Origin of the sequence: Bartonella sp. AP4SXKL (genome assembly GCF_042195845.1) — a bacterium.
GTDB lineage: Bacteria > Pseudomonadota > Alphaproteobacteria > Rhizobiales > Rhizobiaceae > Bartonella.
In genome coordinates this window covers 70,915-86,659 of the sequence record NZ_JBHIPA010000001.1, presented here as the reverse complement: position 1 = coordinate 86,659, position 15,745 = coordinate 70,915, and the positions used below count along the sequence as shown (strand labels likewise).

Annotated in this window: 15 protein-coding genes; 9 read left to right on the top strand and 6 right to left on the bottom strand. The window is 39.1% G+C overall.

Annotated elements, in window-relative coordinates; all coding sequences use genetic code 11:
- The first annotated feature begins 48 nt into the window (after positions 1-48).
- From ACFIMI_RS00360 to mnhG, 6 genes are read left to right on the top strand one after another with little or no spacing between them, the layout of a single operon-like run.
- Positions 49-2,970 carry a monovalent cation/H+ antiporter subunit A gene (locus tag ACFIMI_RS00360; protein WP_375612749.1) on the top strand — a complete coding sequence of 974 codons (2,922 nt, stop codon included), beginning with the start codon at positions 49-51 and terminating at the stop codon, positions 2,968-2,970.
- Positions 2,970-3,311, top strand: a complete 342-nt coding sequence (locus ACFIMI_RS00355; protein WP_273790150.1) for a Na+/H+ antiporter subunit C — start codon at positions 2,970-2,972, stop codon at positions 3,309-3,311. Before ACFIMI_RS00360 ends, ACFIMI_RS00355 begins: the two co-directional genes overlap by 1 nt.
- A complete protein-coding gene (locus tag ACFIMI_RS00350) occupies positions 3,311-4,933 on the top strand; it encodes a monovalent cation/H+ antiporter subunit D (RefSeq protein ID WP_375611319.1) in 1,623 nt (540 codons plus the stop codon). Before ACFIMI_RS00355 ends, ACFIMI_RS00350 begins: the two co-directional genes overlap by 1 nt.
- Positions 4,930-5,415: a Na+/H+ antiporter subunit E gene (locus ACFIMI_RS00345; protein ID WP_375612748.1), complete on the top strand. Its 486-nt coding sequence runs from the start codon at positions 4,930-4,932 to the stop codon at positions 5,413-5,415. Before ACFIMI_RS00350 ends, ACFIMI_RS00345 begins: the two co-directional genes overlap by 4 nt.
- Positions 5,412-5,693 carry a K+/H+ antiporter subunit F gene (locus tag ACFIMI_RS00340; protein ID WP_375606068.1) on the top strand — a complete coding sequence of 94 codons (282 nt, stop codon included), beginning with the start codon at positions 5,412-5,414 and terminating at the stop codon, positions 5,691-5,693. Before ACFIMI_RS00345 ends, ACFIMI_RS00340 begins: the two co-directional genes overlap by 4 nt.
- On the top strand, positions 5,690-6,100 hold the full coding sequence (mnhG, locus tag ACFIMI_RS00335; protein WP_375612747.1) for a monovalent cation/H(+) antiporter subunit G: 411 nt from the start codon (positions 5,690-5,692) through the stop codon (positions 6,098-6,100). The genes ACFIMI_RS00340 and mnhG overlap by 4 nt, the downstream gene beginning before the upstream one ends.
- 16 nt (positions 6,101-6,116) lie before the next feature.
- Here mnhG and ACFIMI_RS00330 read toward each other — a convergent pair whose 3' ends face one another.
- The 4 genes from ACFIMI_RS00330 to ACFIMI_RS00315 form a co-directional block, all read right to left on the bottom strand.
- Positions 6,117-6,509 (bottom strand): MliC family protein, encoded by a 393-nt coding sequence (locus ACFIMI_RS00330; protein WP_375681198.1) that lies wholly within the window; start codon positions 6,507-6,509, stop codon positions 6,117-6,119.
- A 17-nt stretch (positions 6,510-6,526) separates the two neighbouring features.
- A complete protein-coding gene (locus tag ACFIMI_RS00325; RefSeq protein WP_375617422.1) occupies positions 6,527-6,922 on the bottom strand; it encodes an MliC family protein in 396 nt (131 codons plus the stop codon).
- 416 nt (positions 6,923-7,338) lie between these two features.
- Positions 7,339-8,472 (bottom strand): 3-dehydroquinate synthase, encoded by a 1,134-nt coding sequence (gene aroB / locus ACFIMI_RS00320; RefSeq protein ID WP_375638134.1) that lies wholly within the window; start codon positions 8,470-8,472, stop codon positions 7,339-7,341.
- On the bottom strand, positions 8,447-9,079 hold the full coding sequence (locus ACFIMI_RS00315; protein WP_375606223.1) for a shikimate kinase: 633 nt from the start codon (positions 9,077-9,079) through the stop codon (positions 8,447-8,449). Before ACFIMI_RS00315 ends, aroB begins: the two co-directional genes overlap by 26 nt.
- A 260-nt stretch (positions 9,080-9,339) precedes the next feature.
- On the opposite strand from ACFIMI_RS00315, the gene ACFIMI_RS00310 reads away from it, so the two are divergent.
- From ACFIMI_RS00310 to ACFIMI_RS00300, 3 genes are all read left to right on the top strand, one after another.
- Entirely contained in the window at positions 9,340-10,278 is a 939-nt protein-coding gene (locus ACFIMI_RS00310; RefSeq protein WP_375611313.1) for a site-specific tyrosine recombinase XerD, read from the top strand.
- Positions 10,279-10,356: 78 nt separating this feature from the next.
- Entirely contained in the window at positions 10,357-11,313 is a 957-nt protein-coding gene (locus ACFIMI_RS00305) for an acetyl-CoA carboxylase carboxyltransferase subunit alpha (protein WP_375611312.1), read from the top strand.
- A gap of 40 nt (positions 11,314-11,353) precedes the next feature.
- Positions 11,354-12,103 (top strand): L,D-transpeptidase family protein, encoded by a 750-nt coding sequence (locus ACFIMI_RS00300; RefSeq protein ID WP_375628563.1) that lies wholly within the window; start codon positions 11,354-11,356, stop codon positions 12,101-12,103.
- Positions 12,104-12,993: 890 nt separating this feature from the next.
- Here the strand turns inward: ACFIMI_RS00300 and ACFIMI_RS00295 are convergent.
- Both ACFIMI_RS00295 and ACFIMI_RS00290 read right to left on the bottom strand, forming a co-directional pair.
- A complete protein-coding gene (locus tag ACFIMI_RS00295) occupies positions 12,994-14,055 on the bottom strand; it encodes a CobW family GTP-binding protein (protein WP_375611310.1) in 1,062 nt (353 codons plus the stop codon).
- Positions 14,056-14,460: 405 nt separating this feature from the next.
- Positions 14,461-15,558, bottom strand: a complete 1,098-nt coding sequence (locus ACFIMI_RS00290; RefSeq protein WP_375611309.1) for a D-alanyl-D-alanine carboxypeptidase family protein — start codon at positions 15,556-15,558, stop codon at positions 14,461-14,463.
- Between the last annotated feature and the right edge of the window lie 187 nt (positions 15,559-15,745).

Below are 15,745 nucleotides of genomic sequence, written 5' to 3'. Positions count from 1 at the left end.
TTTTGTTTTGTCGATGACAAAATATTAAGGTAAAATGGAGTTTAAAGAATGACAACACGGGAAGCAATGTTGGTATTGCTCGTTTTGCTTCCTTTTGGTGGAAGTGCTGTCATTGGCTTTTTTCGTTCGACAGCAAAAAATAATGAAGCGTGGTTTGCTGGGGTCGTCGCACTTTTCTGTCTTATTTTTACAATAATGCTTTATCCGGAAGTTCGCGGAAACCACATAGTGCGTTTAGATATTTCTTGGCTTCCAGAATGGGGAAGCGATTTGATTCTCCGCATAGATGGTTTGTCCTGGCTTTTTTGCTTGCTTATTACAGGGATTGGGCTGCTTGTTGTCATTTATTCACGTTATTACATAGATCCAGCGGATTCTGTACCGCGTTTTTTTTCCTTTTTTTTGGCCTTTATGGGATCAATGATAGGAATAGTTTTATCAGGTAATCTCGTCTTTTTGGTTGTTTTCTGGGAACTTACCAGTATTTTTTCTTTTTTGCTGATCGGCTATTGGTACCATAATGCAAGTGCGCGTGAGGGTGCGCGTATGGCTCTAACGATCACAGGTTTTGGCGGCTTTGCTCTTTTTATTGGAGTTTTATTGATTGGGTATACTGTTGGCAGTTTTGATTTGGATAAGGTGCTACAGTCTGGAGATATGATCCGGTCAAGTTCTCTTTATAGTCCTATCCTTATTTGTATTTTATTGGGAGGGTTAACAAAAAGCGCGCAATTTCCCTTTCATTTTTGGCTACCTAACGCGATGGCTGCTCCAACTCCCGTATCGGCTTATTTGCATTCGGCAACAATGGTAAAAGCGGGATTGTTTTTGCTTGTTCGTTTATGGCCTGTGCTCTCTGGAACAGAATCTTGGTTTTGGCTGGTTGGCTTTTCAGGACTCTCAACTCTTCTTCTAGGTGCCTATTTTTCCATGTTTCAGCAAGACTTGAAAGGACTGCTTGCTTACTCGACTATTAGTCATCTTGGATTAATTACAACACTTTTAAGTCTTGGTAGTCCACTTGCATGTGTTGCGGCGATCTTTCATATGGCCAATCATGCTACTTTTAAAGCTTCTTTATTTATGGCTGCTGGCATTATTGATCACGAGACGGGAACACGTGATATGCGTAAACTGTCAGGGCTTTATCGTTCTATGCCTATCACAGCAACTCTTGCTTTAGTTGCGAGTGCAGCGATGGCTGGGGTTCCTTTGTTGAATGGTTTTTTATCGAAAGAGATGTTTTTTGCTGAAGCTGTTGAAACGCATATGGAATCATGGCTCGATTGGATTGCGCCTTATGTGGCAACGCTAGCTAGTCTGTTTAGTGTGACCTATTCTATACGCTTTATTCATGGCGTTTTTTTAGGACCAAAGCCTGACAATTTACCCAAGACTCCCCATGAACCACCGCATTTCATGCGTTTACCAATGGAGCTTTTGGTGTTTATTTGTTTAGCGGTTGGTATTTTTCCTAATTTAACAATAGGACCTATTTTAGATAATGCGGTCGTGTCTGTTTTAGGACCAATGACAATTCCTTATAGTTTGGCTGTTTGGCATGGGTTTAACACTCCATTAGTGATGAGCTTTGTTGCATTATTAGGGGGCGGATTGCTCTATGCTGTTGGGCATCGTTATTTTTTATCCTGTGATGATGGGGCTCCTTTTTTCCGTCACTTAAAAGGACCGCGTATTTTTGAACGCATTCTCGTAATTATTTCTTGGAAATGGGCCCGTGCGGTGGAGTCTGCTTTGTCAACACGCCGTTTGCAGATCCAATTGCATTGGATTTTTTGGGTCTGTTTTGCCTTTGTTGGTCTTTTACTTTGGTGCGATGGTTTCATTCCAGTGGGGACATTACCGCTTTTTCCACTTGATATTCCTTTTCTCGCTCTTTGGCTGGTTGGCGGATTATGTGCGCTTTTAGTTGCTTGGCGAGCAAAGTTTCATCGTCTTGCTTCACTTATGCTTTTAGGGGGAGCTGGTTTGATGACTTGTGCAACCTTTTTATGGCTTTCTGCTCCTGATTTAGCAATAACACAATTGGTTGTTGAGGTTGTTACAGTCGTTTTATTATTGCTTGGTTTACGGTGGTTGCCTAAACGTTTGCATGACCCTGGGCCAGCTGCTGTTCATTTTTGGGTTCGCTTGCGTCGTTTCCGTGATTTCATCATATCCCTTGTAGGAGGTGCTGGTGTAGCATGGCTTTCTTTTGCAGTGATGACACGTCCCCAAGGTACAACGATTTCTGATTTTTTTCTAACGCATGCTTACTCAGATGCTGGTGGTCGCAATGTTGTGAATGTGTTATTGGTTGATTTCCGTGGTTTTGATACCATGGGAGAAATTGTGGTTTTGGGTGTTGTTTCCCTTACTGTTTTTGCACTCTTACGACGTTTTCGTCCTGCGCCTGAGAGTATTGATGCGCCTTTTCAACAACGTATCCAGAAAGCCTTTGATATAGCACAGCCTAATCGAAATGTGGGAGATACAGTATTGAATTATTTAGCTGTTCCTGCTGTTATTATGGGTTGGCTCTTTCCGATTATTATCGCTTTTGCTATTTATTTATTCATGCGAGGGCATGATCTGCCAGGAGGTGGATTTGTCGGTGGTATTACTTTGGCTATAGGATTTATTTTACAATATCTTGCACGCGATATTCGGTGGGTGGAAACGCATTTGAGAGTTTTACCTTTGCGTTGGATAGGCTTTGGTTTATTATTGTCAGTCGTAACGGGGATGGGCTCTTGGTTTTTTGGGTATCCTTTTTTAACATCCTTTTTTCGATATATTCATCTTCCGTTAATTGGGAAAGTTCCCATGGCATCTGCTTTTTTGTTTGATTTTGGTGTGCTTTCTCTTGTGTTAGGAGCAACTGTTCTCATTTTAATTGCACTTGCACACCAGTCAATTAGGAGTTACCGAATCGGTAAGAAACCTATTTTAAAAGAGAAGGAAAATTAATGGAAATTGTTCTTTCTTTGGGTATCGGTGTTTTTGTCGGATCAGGTATTTGGCTTGTTTTGCGTCCACGTACTTTTCAAGTCATTCTTGGTTTGTCCTTGATCTCCTATGGTGTTAATCTTTTTATATTTTCAATGAGTAGACCGCGTAGTAATGCTGCTCCAATTGTTGATCCTACCACTGTTATTAATCCAGCTAATTATGTCGATCCTCTTCCACAAGCCTTGGTTTTAACTGCGATTGTGATTGGTTTTGCAACAACAGCTTTATTTTTAGTTATCTTGTTGGTTTCACGTGGTTTAACGGGTTCTGATCACGTTGATGGACGTGAGGTGCAATAATGGAAATAGGAGTGCATCATCTCCTTATTTTGCCTATTCTTTTGCCGTTAATCACTGGAGCACTTCTTCTTTTTTATGATGAACGTCGTGCAAGACTTAAATCATTCATCAGTCTTTCTTCTGCGGGACTGTTGGTCGTTACTGCCATTTTATTGATTATACGTACTCTTGAAATAGCACCGGCTTGCGATGTTTATCGACTTGGTAATTGGCCGTCTTCTTTTGGAATTGTTTTAGTCCTTGATCGCTTAAGCGCTATGATGCTTTTACTTTCCAGCTTGTTGGTGACTAGCGTGTTGGTTTTTGCGCGGGCTCATTGGTACAAAGCTGGTTCTCATTTTCAGTCACTAATGCAATTTTTTATGGTGGGGATAAATGGTGCTTTTTTGACTGGCGATTTATTTAATTTATTTGTGTTTTTTGAAGTTATGTTAACGGCTTCCTATGGGCTTGCTTTGCATGGTTCTGGTCAGACGCGCGTGCGTGCAGGGTTGCATTATGTTGTGGTTAATCTTGTTGCTTCATTATTTTTTTTAGTTGGTATAGCGCTCATTTATGGAGTCGTTGGTACTCTTAATATGGCCGATTTGGCTGTTAAAATAAAATATATATCTTCTACAGATATTGTTTTGTTCGAAATAGGTGTTGCACTTTTAGGTATTGCTTTTTTGCTTAAAGCGGGTATGTGGCCGCTTAATTTTTGGTTGGTGCCAACTTACAGTGCAGCAGCAGCGCCTGTTGGAGCTTCTTTTGCACTTTTGAGCAAGGTTGGTATTTATATTATTTTACGTTTAACGTTGCTATGGTTTGGTCCTGAAAGTGAATATTTTAACCATTTTGGTCATACAGTTTTGTTTTATGGTGGGCTTGCCACTATGATTATTGGTTTTATTGGAGTATTGGCGAGCCAAGTTTTGGTGCGTTTGGCAGCTTATAGCGTTCTTGTCTCTTCTGGCACATTGTTGGCTGCGATCGGGATAGGCAATGCAGCACTGACAGCAGGCGCACTTTTTTATATTGTTTCTTCAACTTTAGCACTGGGAGCTTTTTTTCTTTTGGTAGAGTTGGTAGAACGCTGTCAAGATGTGGCTGCTAATGTTCTTGCTGTCACAATGGAGGTGTATGGTGACGATGAAGAGGAGGAAGAAGATGAAGTTGGCATCTATTTTCCAGTAACCTTGGCAATTCTTGGAGCTTGTTTTGGTATCTGTGCCATTTTGATTATTGGATTGCCGCCTTTTTCTGGTTTTGTTGCTAAATTTATGATGTTCATGGCAATTTTAAACCACAGTAGAGAGGATTTTTCTGCTTCTCTTCCGGTTTACCAAGATTGGCTTTTTGTAGTTTTTGTCACTCTCTCTGGTTTTGCGGCTTTGATTGCATTGACACGAACGGGTATCCGAACTTTTTGGGTTTCTCTTGAAGGGCGTATTCCTCGTGTGCAAGTGATAGAATTTGCGCCTATTGCCGTTCTCCTTGCTTTGTGTTTTCTTATAACAATTGTAGCCAGTCCTGTTAGTCATTATATGTCTGAAACTGCTAAGACTTTGTATGAACCTCAAAACTATATTGGGAGCGTTTTAACGGATTTTTCTCTCGAAAATAGGGAGATAAGTAAATGAATCGTTTTTGTCCTTCCCCTTTTTTCAGTGGTGTCATTGTCCTTATGTGGCTTATTTTAAATGGTTTTAGTTTAGGGCAATTGCTTTTAGGGATTTTAACCGCTTTGTTTTGTGGTTGGATGATACGGCTTCTGGAGCCGGAGAAGGTTGTTATTAAAAGCTGGAGTGCGGTTTTTCGTCTCGTTTTTCGAGTATTTATAGATTCTATATTCTCAAATGTTTCGGTGGCTTGGTTTGTTTTAACAAAAAGGTCTCGAGAGCAGAAATCTGGTTTTATTGTAGTACCTCTTCTGCTTCATAATCGCACTGCTTTGGCTATTTTAGCATGCATCCTTTCGGCAACCCCTGGAACTGCTTGGGTTGCCTATAATAGTAAAAAGGGTGAACTTTTGCTTCATGTCTTAAATTTAAAAAATGGATATGATTACAAACAGTTGATCAAACAACGGTATGAGCAATTGCTTTTGGAGATTTTTTTATGAGTATGGTGATTCTTTATTGGGGGCTTTTCTTTTCACAGTTTTTTTTAAGTTTAGCGGTGATTTTCGCGCTGTTTCGGTTGATTCGTGGTCCACGGGCGCAGGATAGAATTGTTGGTTTGGATGCCCTTTATATAACCACTATTCTTTTGTTTCTTACATTCGATATTCGTTCAGGAACAACCACTTATTTTGTCGCAGCTCTCATTATTGGATTGTTGGGATCTGTCTCAAGCATCGCTTTGGCGAAATTTCTTATGCGGGGGGAGATTATTGAATGAAAGATGATATATCGCTTGTGGTTGCTATTGCTATCACAGTTTTCTTAATATTAGGGTCTGGATTGACATTGATCGCAACGATAGGTTTGGTGCGTTTTTCCAATTTTTATAAGCGTTTGCATATGCTTTCAGTATGTACGAGTTGGGGCGTTGGTAGTATTCTTATTTCTTCATTTCTTTATTCAATATTTGTGGACCATTATTTTGTTTTTCATGAAGTGTTGCTGATGTTTTTTTTGTTTTTAACAGCACCGGTAGCTTCTATGTTGCTCTCACATACAGCAGCTTATCGACATCATTCAGAAGAACAGTCAGAAAAACCGCTGGCTCTTTTATTACACAAGACGGAGGAAAAGTTACCCACGTCAGAAGGAACATCAAGAGATGAGAGCCAGCGCGGTTCTTGAAATGTAAGAATCTTCCTTATTCTGTGCTTTTTTCTTCTACACAGTGGATGGGCTTTTCTTCTTTTGGATCATTAATAAGATCGTAAAATATGGCTTCATTTTTAGTTATCCACCAAATGTATTGTCCACCCACATATTTTCCTCCAGAAGCGGCAATTACATTAGAACCAACGATGCGCTTACCGTTCCATTTTAAATCAACAAGCGCAATATTACCAGCATTATAATAAGTTGCTTCAACATACTCTTTGCTTGTTCCCATATCGCATTGATAGGAGATGGTCTCTGTTGTTGGTTCTGGATTATCTGGTACTTCAATGACTAAAGAACTTGCTAATGCATTAATTGAACCGAGGAGGAGCACACTTAAAGTAATGAAAAATTGTTTAGTAAAAGAAATTTTTTTCATAATATTTCCCGTGTTATTTAAAATAATAATGTTGACTCATCTTTACAGAGGATAGGTTTTTTTTCTTCTGGATCCTGAGCAAGGTCATAAAGCGTGACTTCTTTGTTCTTCTCCCACCAGATGTACTGAGCTCCTGCAAATTTTGCTCCTGTTGCCGCGATGACATTAGCAGCAATGACACGATCACCGTTCCATTTGAAATCAACCAACGAAATATTGTCAGCATTAAGATAGACTGCCTCTACGCGCTCTTTACCTGTTTCAGTATCACACTGATAGGTAATGGTCTCTGTTTTGGGCTCTGGATTGTCTGGTACTTCAATGATTAAAGAACCAGCTAAGCTATTGTTTGAGCTGAAGAGTGATAAACTTAAAGCGGTGAAAAATCCTAAAATGTGCAAAGTTTTTTTCATGATGCTTCCCTATATTCCTAATATTGTGCACAAAGAATAATTTGACTGATACGATGGTGTCTACGGCAGGATTCGAACCTGCGACCCCAGGATTCATACCACTTCGATTTTCACCGCCAGCCTTATCGGCTGTTTGTGGTCTGGACTGTCTCTTCACCTTGAAGCTTTTGCTCTTTAGGTGCTGCCCGTTCAGTCTCTACACCTTTCTCTCATTTGAAAAGAGACTTGGCTCGGGATTGGCATATAGTCGCCCATGAAGCTTTCCCCGAATTTGAGCAGATTCACTTTGAGGATTTCTCCTCAAAGTGCCCAATTTCTTTAGGAATCCTGTGCTCTATCCTACTGAGCTACGCAGACATCATCATATTTAATCTTTAATAGAAGTATAAAAACGAATCAATTATATTCAATATGAATTAACGAATTTCTGTTAATTTTTGTTCCAAAAAGGATAAAACTGCATCTGGTGAAACATTTTTTGCAATAAATGATTGGCCAAGTCCGCGTGTTAATATGAAAGTCAAATTGTTTTGCGAAACTTTTTTATCTTGGGCAATGAGAGTCATTAAAGTTTCAGCATCTGGTAGAGACCCTGGGATATCCTTTAATTGTGTAGGCAATCCTATAGATTTGAAGTGCGCTTCAATGCGTTGTGTAAGCGTGGGGCTTATTAAATTTAATTGAGCAGAGAATTGATGAGCTAGAATTATCCCAATTGCTACACTTTCGCCATGGATTAAACGGTTGGAGTCATAAGCGGTTGCTGTTTCAAGCATGTGTCCAAATGTATGGCCGAGATTTAAGAGTGCGCGCTCTCCCGTTTCGTACTCATCACGTGCTACAATGGCAGCTTTAAATTGGCATGAGCGAACAATGGCCTCTGTTCGCATAGGGCCATTAGAGAAAATTTTCTGCCCATTTTTTTCAAGCCACTCAAAAAAGTCAGGTTGGTTAATGAGACCGTATTTTACTATTTCTGCGTAGCCAGCGCGAAATTCACGCGGTGGCAGGGTATCAAGAAGACACGTGTCAGCAATAACGCATTGTGGTTGATAAAAGGCACCAATAAGATTTTTGCCATATTGGCTATTGATTCCCGTTTTTCCACCAACAGAAGAATCAATTTGTGCAAGAAGCGTTGTGGGCATTTGAATGAAGTTCATGCCACGGCGGATTATACTTGCCGCAAATCCTGCTAGATCACCAATGACACCACCGCCAAAAGCAATAACACAGTCGCCTCTTTCTAAGCGTGCAGCAAGAATTTGATCGATAACAACTTGCAGGGTTGAAAATGATTTTGATTGTTCTCCCGCTTCTACAATAATAGGGACAGTATGAATTTTATTTTTTGTTAATTCTGCTTGCAATATCTCCAAATGAAGGGAAGCAACATTTGTATCTGTAACAAGTGCCAAGCGCGTTTGATGAGGATCTTTTTTATTAAGAGCATGTTTAATTTGTGAAGCAGCTTGTGTAATCAGACCCGGACCAATGATGATATCGTAACAGTGTTTGTCCAGTTTAACAGTGACGGTTTTGGTTTGCATGCTGGTTATCCCTATTGTTAATTTCTGTGTATAGGTAGTGCTGTACGGATCGTATAACATTTTGTGCTACGGTATGACGGCTTTCTTTATGACTGTTAATTGTTAAGTTTGCCTTTGCATAGATAGGATAACGCTGTTCCATGAGTTTTTGCATGGTTTCTTTAGGATTGGCTGTTTGAAGCAGGGGACGTGTTGGGTGCTTTGAGACACGTTGCATGAGGATATCAAGATCGACTTTTAGCCATATGGATATACCATTTTGGTGAATGGCTTTTCGGATATTTTCATTTATGTAGGCACCACCACCTGTTGCTAAAACAAGGGGACTTTTTTTCATGAGGTTTAGAATAACACGCTGTTCAAGAGCACGAAATTCGGATTCACCATAAATTTCAAAGAGTTCCGTGATTGTCATTTGTGCAGCTTTTTCAATTTCTTGGTCAGAATCATAAAAAGGTAAACGAAGCATGGTGGCGACGCGTTTTCCGATCACTGATTTGCCTGCCCCCATAAGACCAACAAGGACAAGTGCTCTTTTATCAAGGGACGATAAGAGCTGATTCTTTATTTGTGTTATGGGGACGCGTTTTTGTCGATTGCTTTTCATAACTTTATTTCGGCATTTATCCATCTTAAAGTCAATTCCTGTTAATCTTTGTGAGGCATAATACGAGATAGAATATTTTTGGGTAGGTTATTGTCTTATGCCAACATTGACTAGATTTTTGATGATTCTTTTCATTTTGCTTTCTGTTCTTTTCATTATAATGGGTGCTCTTGTGGTTTGGGTTGAACCAGTAACTGTGGATATGTACATTGATGTTCCCTTGAATTCATGGAATCTTTCTACGGAAGCGAATCAATGAAATGAAAAGTGGTGCTGTGATAGATCATTTTCTTGAGATGATGAGTGCGGAGAGAGGGGCTTCGTCTCATACGCTTGCGGCTTATCAGCATGATTTGCAGTGGGCACAAGACGAATTGTCTTCACACTCTGTTTCGCTTTTTTCAGCACAAAAAGAAGATTTAATTACTCTTTTGTCACTTATGCATACTTTTGGTTTTGCGGCATCGTCGCAAGCGCGCCGTTTATCAACTTTGCGTCAGTTTTATCAATTCCTTTATGCTGAAGGGTTGAGAGCAGATGATCCCTCTCATGATATTGATGCACCTCGTCAGAGGCGTCCTTTGCCCAAAATCATGAGTGAAGATGCAGTGATAAAATTGCTTGATTTTGCGGAGTTAGAAGTCAACCAAGCAGACTATGGGTCCAAAGGTTATTTCCGTGCACTGCGTCTTCAGCTATTGATTGAAATGCTTTATGCAACAGGGTTACGTATTAGTGAGTTGGTGAGTCTGCCGGTTCAGTCTGTTCGAAGGAATGAATACAGCGTTTTGGTTCGTGGTAAGGGCAAAAAAGAACGAATGGTGCTGTTATCAAAAAAAGCATGCCAAGTTCTTTCACAGTGGTTAAATTTGCGTGATCAGGGAAAGGACGCTACGAGTTCTTATCTTTTTCCTGCGCATTCCGAGACAGGATATATTGCTCGTCAAGTCGTTGCACGAGAGTTGAAAAATCTCGCTAGAAGAGCAGGGATAGGAAGTGATAGCTTTTCTCCCCATGTGTTGCGTCATGCTTTTGCTAGTCATCTTTTGCAAAATGGTGCTGATTTGCGTGCCGTTCAACATTTGTTAGGTCATTCTGATATTGCTACCACTCAGATTTATACCCATGTGTTGGAAGAGGGACTTTATCGTTTAGTCAATGAGCATCATCCACTTGCCGATGAGCAAAAGGCTCGTTAAAGAAAAGGTGATGTTTTTGAAAAAGACTTTATAAAGCAAATTATAAGTGTATAAGTGACACTGAATGAGTTGACACAAATGTATAATTATCTTGATTTTGAAAAACCAGTTGCTGATCTTGATGGGAAAATTCTTGAATTAAAAAAAATTTCTCAGGAAAAAGGCAGTCTTGATATGAGTGACGAGATTGCTCGTCTTGAAACGCGTTCCCAAACAGCGTTGCGCGATATTTATAAAAAATTATCGCCGTGGCAAAAAACACAAGTCGCTCGTCATCCGGATCGTCCCCATTTTATGGACTATTCTAAACGCCTATTGAGTGACGTTACGCCTTTGGCCGGAGATCGCAAGTTTGCTGAAGATGAGGCTATTCAAGCGGGGTTTGCACGCTTTAAAGGTGAGGCCGTTGCTTATATTGGTCAAGAGAAAGGTCACGATACGCAAACACGTTTGCGCTATAATTTTGGTTCTGCGCGTCCAGAAGGCTATCGTAAAGCTGTACGTATTATGGAAATGGCTGACCGCTTTGGTTTGCCACTCCTCACTTTTATTGATACAGCAGGTGCTTATCCTGGGGTAAGCGCTGAAGAACGTGGGCAAGCGGAAGCAATTGCTCAATCAACAGCTACAACTTTGCGTTTGAAAGTTCCTGTGGTTTCCGTTGTTATTGGAGAAGGCGGTTCTGGAGGGGCGATAGCAATCGCGGCTGCCAACAAAGTTTATATGTTGGAGCACGCAATTTACTCTGTTATTTCACCAGAAGGAGCAGCTTCTATCTTATGGCGTGATCCAGCTCGTGCAAAAGATGCTGCAATGAATATGCGTATTACCGCTCAAGATTTGTATCGCTTAAAGATTATTGATGGCATTATTTCGGAACCTTTAGGGGGAGCGCATCGTGGCAAAGAGATTGTCATTGATGCAACGGGTGATGTTATTTCAGAAGCTTTAAAAGCTATGGCTGGAAAAGATGGTCAAGTGCTTAAACAAGAGCGAAGGGAAAAATACCTTCAAATTGGTCGATCTCTAACATAGGTTATTTTTTGTGAGGGGTGTTGGATTGGAGTTTTATTCGATGACATTTAGCAGATTCCTTGCTGTGTGTGTGTTGTTTGTAATGGGACTATTGACAGCATGTGAAGGAAGATTACCAGCCTCTATTCGCGCTAAAGTTGAGCAGCCGTTGCCGCAAGAAATCAAAAATAGAATGGTTCTGTATGATATAGATCCCTATGCACCGATTATGATGCGGTTTTTTAAGGAAGAAAATCTTGCTGAAGTTTGGAAGCAATCTCGTTCAGGACCTTTTATCTTGGTTGCTCGCTATGGCATTTGCAAATGGTCTGGTAAGCTTGGACCTAAATATAAAGAAGGGGATCTTCAGACACCAGAGGGTTTTTATACTATTAGCGCAAACCAAATGAATCCTTATTCAAAATATTATCTCTCTTTTAATATAGGATTTCCTAACCTTTATGATCAGGAAAATGGTCGCACAGGAAGCAATCTTATGGTGCATGGTTCTTGCTTTTCCGCAGGTTGTTATTCTATGAGTGATAAGAACATGGCTCAGATTTATGCGTTTGCACGGGATGCTTTTAAAGGAGGACAAAGAGAGTTTCAGTTGCAGGCTTTTCCTTTCCGCATGACCAAGGATAATATGTCACGTCATAGCAAGAATCCTCATTATCAATTCTGGGTTATGCTTAAGAAAGGTTATGATTTTTTTGAAAAAAATCGTCAACCTCCAACTGTTGAGGTTTATGGAAAACGTTACGTTTTTAATCGCGATATTGATAAAAATTCAGTTTCTCTAATGCAGTGAGTGTTATTGTATCCTACAGCACCGTAAACACTATCACTTAATAATGGTGATACAGGATATGCAAAAACTTTGCACATAAGGTGTTTAAGTGAGTAGTCAATATTTTAAAGCGCAGAGTTTTTTCATAGAGCTTTATGTAAGTAAATCATATGAAGTGGGAAGCCAAGAGGAATTTTCTCAAAGAAGTTGGATTGTTTGCACATCGTTACTGGTATCAATCTTCGTTTTTAGTGAAGAGTAAGTTAACATGAAATGTACCTCTCTTTTTATTTCTTTCAAAGAGTTTTATTCTTTTATGCTGTAAAATATTGTCTTGTCGTGCTGTTATATAAGATACATTCACATATTTTAAAATGCGATATTGCCTCTGTCTGATTTTGGTTTTTTTCTTAACAGGGATTTTGATTTCAATTAGCTTGAGTAAACATAGAGTTGAGCAGAATATTTTAGAACCAAGAATTTGGCCAATCGGTCTGTGAAATGAATCACATGAAGTGGTTTGCAGATGAAGCGCATTTAGAGAGAAAACAATCTGTTTGCAGATTGATGGGTATTAAATTTTTTATCATAACAATTTGATTTATAATGATAATTTAGTGTTATTCAAGTTAAATTAGAACCCTGAATACCGTAAGCTTCTCTCATTTCAAAGCCGTTCCATGTTGAATAAATTAAAACCATTTTCTTGCACGTTACAAGCGGGGATAACCGCGTGGGTGAAACTGTGCAAGAAAGACTAAAATGCTTTTTACAAACCGTCTCAAGTACCAAGGGCTTGTTTCAACATTGGGAATTAGCAAAGTGTGTAATGGTGCCGGTTTGCTTCTTTAAAAGCATAAAGATGGTGGTGCCAATGAATTTAATATTATATCATTGAAGGGGAGAAAAAATTAAAATTTTATTCCTGGAATGACCAGAGGATTTTCTAAGAGAGCTGTTTTGTCTGCAGTATCTATTGCTGGTTTATTAAAAAAAGCATTGAGGAGCTTTTGTATTGCGTCTTTTTCAACACCATCGGCAATGATGACAAAACGTGTTTGTTTTATTCCTTTTGGCCATGCCGGCAATCTTATGGGAGGATGAAAAAATGTTTGTACGCCATGTAATACAAGTGGGCGATAAGGGTCATCACGCAATGCGATAATTGCTTTAATACGTAATAATTTTGTACCATAACGCTCTTGTAGGAGATCTAAAAAAGCTTCAATTGTGGCGTAATCAACAGGACCCTCACAGTTTAGTGAAAAGGTACGAATGGTTTTATGGGGGGTATGATCATGTGGGGTAGTCGTAAGATTTTGTTTAAGTTTTGTATTTTCTACTTTTTCATCCCATAATGTGTTATTTATTAATAGATTTGAACAGAAATCTTTAGAATGGGCGTCAATGATTTGTGCTGTAGGATTCATTGTTTTAAGTGTGCTAAGGAGTGCATCTGAAAGCGTTTGTGGGTCTCTAAGATCTGTTTTGGTGAGAATGATTTTATCAGCAAATATTAATTGTTTATATATTTCAGGATAGCGCTTACATATGGAAAGTGGACTTAATGTATCAAATGTTGCAAGAACAGCATTTATGGACAATGTTTGAATAAACAATGGGTGGCTTAAAAGTATTTGTAAAATAGGGGCGGGATCAGCCATCCCTGTGGTTTCAATGATAATATGATGGAGTTGTTTGATCTGTCCTGTCTGAACGCGATTTATTAAATCAATTAATGTGTCGATGAGATCACTGCGTAAATTACAGCATAAGCAACCATTGGCAAGCTCAATAATTCCTTCTGTCGTTTTTTCAACCAGAAGGTGGTCAATACTGATTTCGCCGAATTCATTGATGATAACAGCACATTCTGTTAGAAGAGGGTCTTGTAGCATACGGTTGAGCAAAGTTGTTTTGCCAGAGCCTAAAAAACCCGTAATAAGCGTGAGAGGGATGCGCTTTATTTTCATGTTAATCATCAATCATAGTTTTGTTTTTAAAAAATATATCTCAGTATGTCTAAGCAATTTATAATGATGTCCGTGAGGGATATAATGGTTAATCCCCCATGAAATCCATTGTACCACTATCTTTACGCTTATAAAGGTAGGTGCACGTGGGTATATTATACACTTTTAGCGTCAATGTTATGATAATTTTTGGTTCTTGAAAGGACTTATAGGAAGGATTTTTATTCCTTGTTTTAATTATTTTATCTACATGTTCATCCACCTTGTGGCGCGCAAGAGACTGGTTTTATTGATTCAACAAATACAGATTTGAAATGAGAGAATCTTACAATACTTGTGGTTTTGACATAAGGTACAAAATAATTAATTATGATTATAAATCAAAGTATTATAATTAATTGTAGATTATGATTTATGGCTTTTTATAGAATGGTTTGCGTGCCTTTTATACGGAATATAGGGTTTTCTTAGTGGTTTTACTGTCATTTTAGGTGTTTGTGGCGTACGAATGAGGTGTACTGATAAAGGATGAGAAAAAGAAGGTGGAGCAGTGATAAAAGGTGAGGTGAGAATAATATTTCCTTGATCATCATATGAATTTGCATGCATTTTTATGGCTTCAGGTGTGCATGTTTGTTGTCTCATATTGTTGGCTTGTGTTATGTTGCTCCCATAAGGTTTTAATGTTGCTAGTGTTAATTGGGGGCTTCCTTGGTGCAAAAATCCTATTTCAAGAAGTTGTGCAGCTTTTTCTTCTCTTTCACTTATGTTGTTAGCACCTAGAATGACAGCAATAATTGTACGTTTATTGCGGGTGGCTGAGGCAACAAGATTAAAACCAGAGGCACAAATAAAGCCTGTTTTCATACCGTCTATCCCATAAAAACGGCCAATGAGGTTGTTTGAGTTATGTTGGATTTTTCGATTATTACCAAAATCAATGGCTGGAATAGAAAAATAATGAGCATATTGTGGAAATTCTCGACGTATTTGAACGGCTAAAAGAGCAATATCGCGTGCCGTGGAGTAGTTTTGAGGATCTGGTAAACCACTTGCGTTCGCAAAATGGGTGCCAAACATGCCTAAACGTTTAGCTTCGCTATTCATTTTACGTACAAAATCTTTCTGTGAACCCGCAACAGCTTCACTCATGGCAATGGCTAAATCATTAGTAGATTTAACCATGGTGATACTTAAGGCTGTATCAAGTGTGAGTACAGAACCAGCTTTATAGCCTGAACGATATGAGGGAGCTTTTGCGGCGTATTCGCTGATGGTGATATGTTTGTTTGGTGAAACTTCCCCTCGGCTCATGGCACGAAAAATAACATAAGCGGTCATTAATTTTGTCAAGGAAGCAGGATACCAACGCTCAAAAGCTTGATTATGTTTTAAGATACGCCTCGTTGTAACATCAACAGAAATAAAAGGCTGCGCTAGAGCAACAGCGCTGGATAAACTCAAAATCACAGAAAAAAATAAATTATAGAAGAGACGTCGCATTAATTTAAATCTAGTTCCCTCTTATTCGTTATTTAGAATTGTTTTAATGTAGCACACAAAGCATTTAAGTCTAGGATAGGAAGGAAAGATGGTTAATTGCTGTATCCGTTGTGTCTGTGGGATAAAAACCAATTCTCATTTTTATTTTCCCCTTGAATTTGGTTTGATGACTTAAGTATCTCAAGAA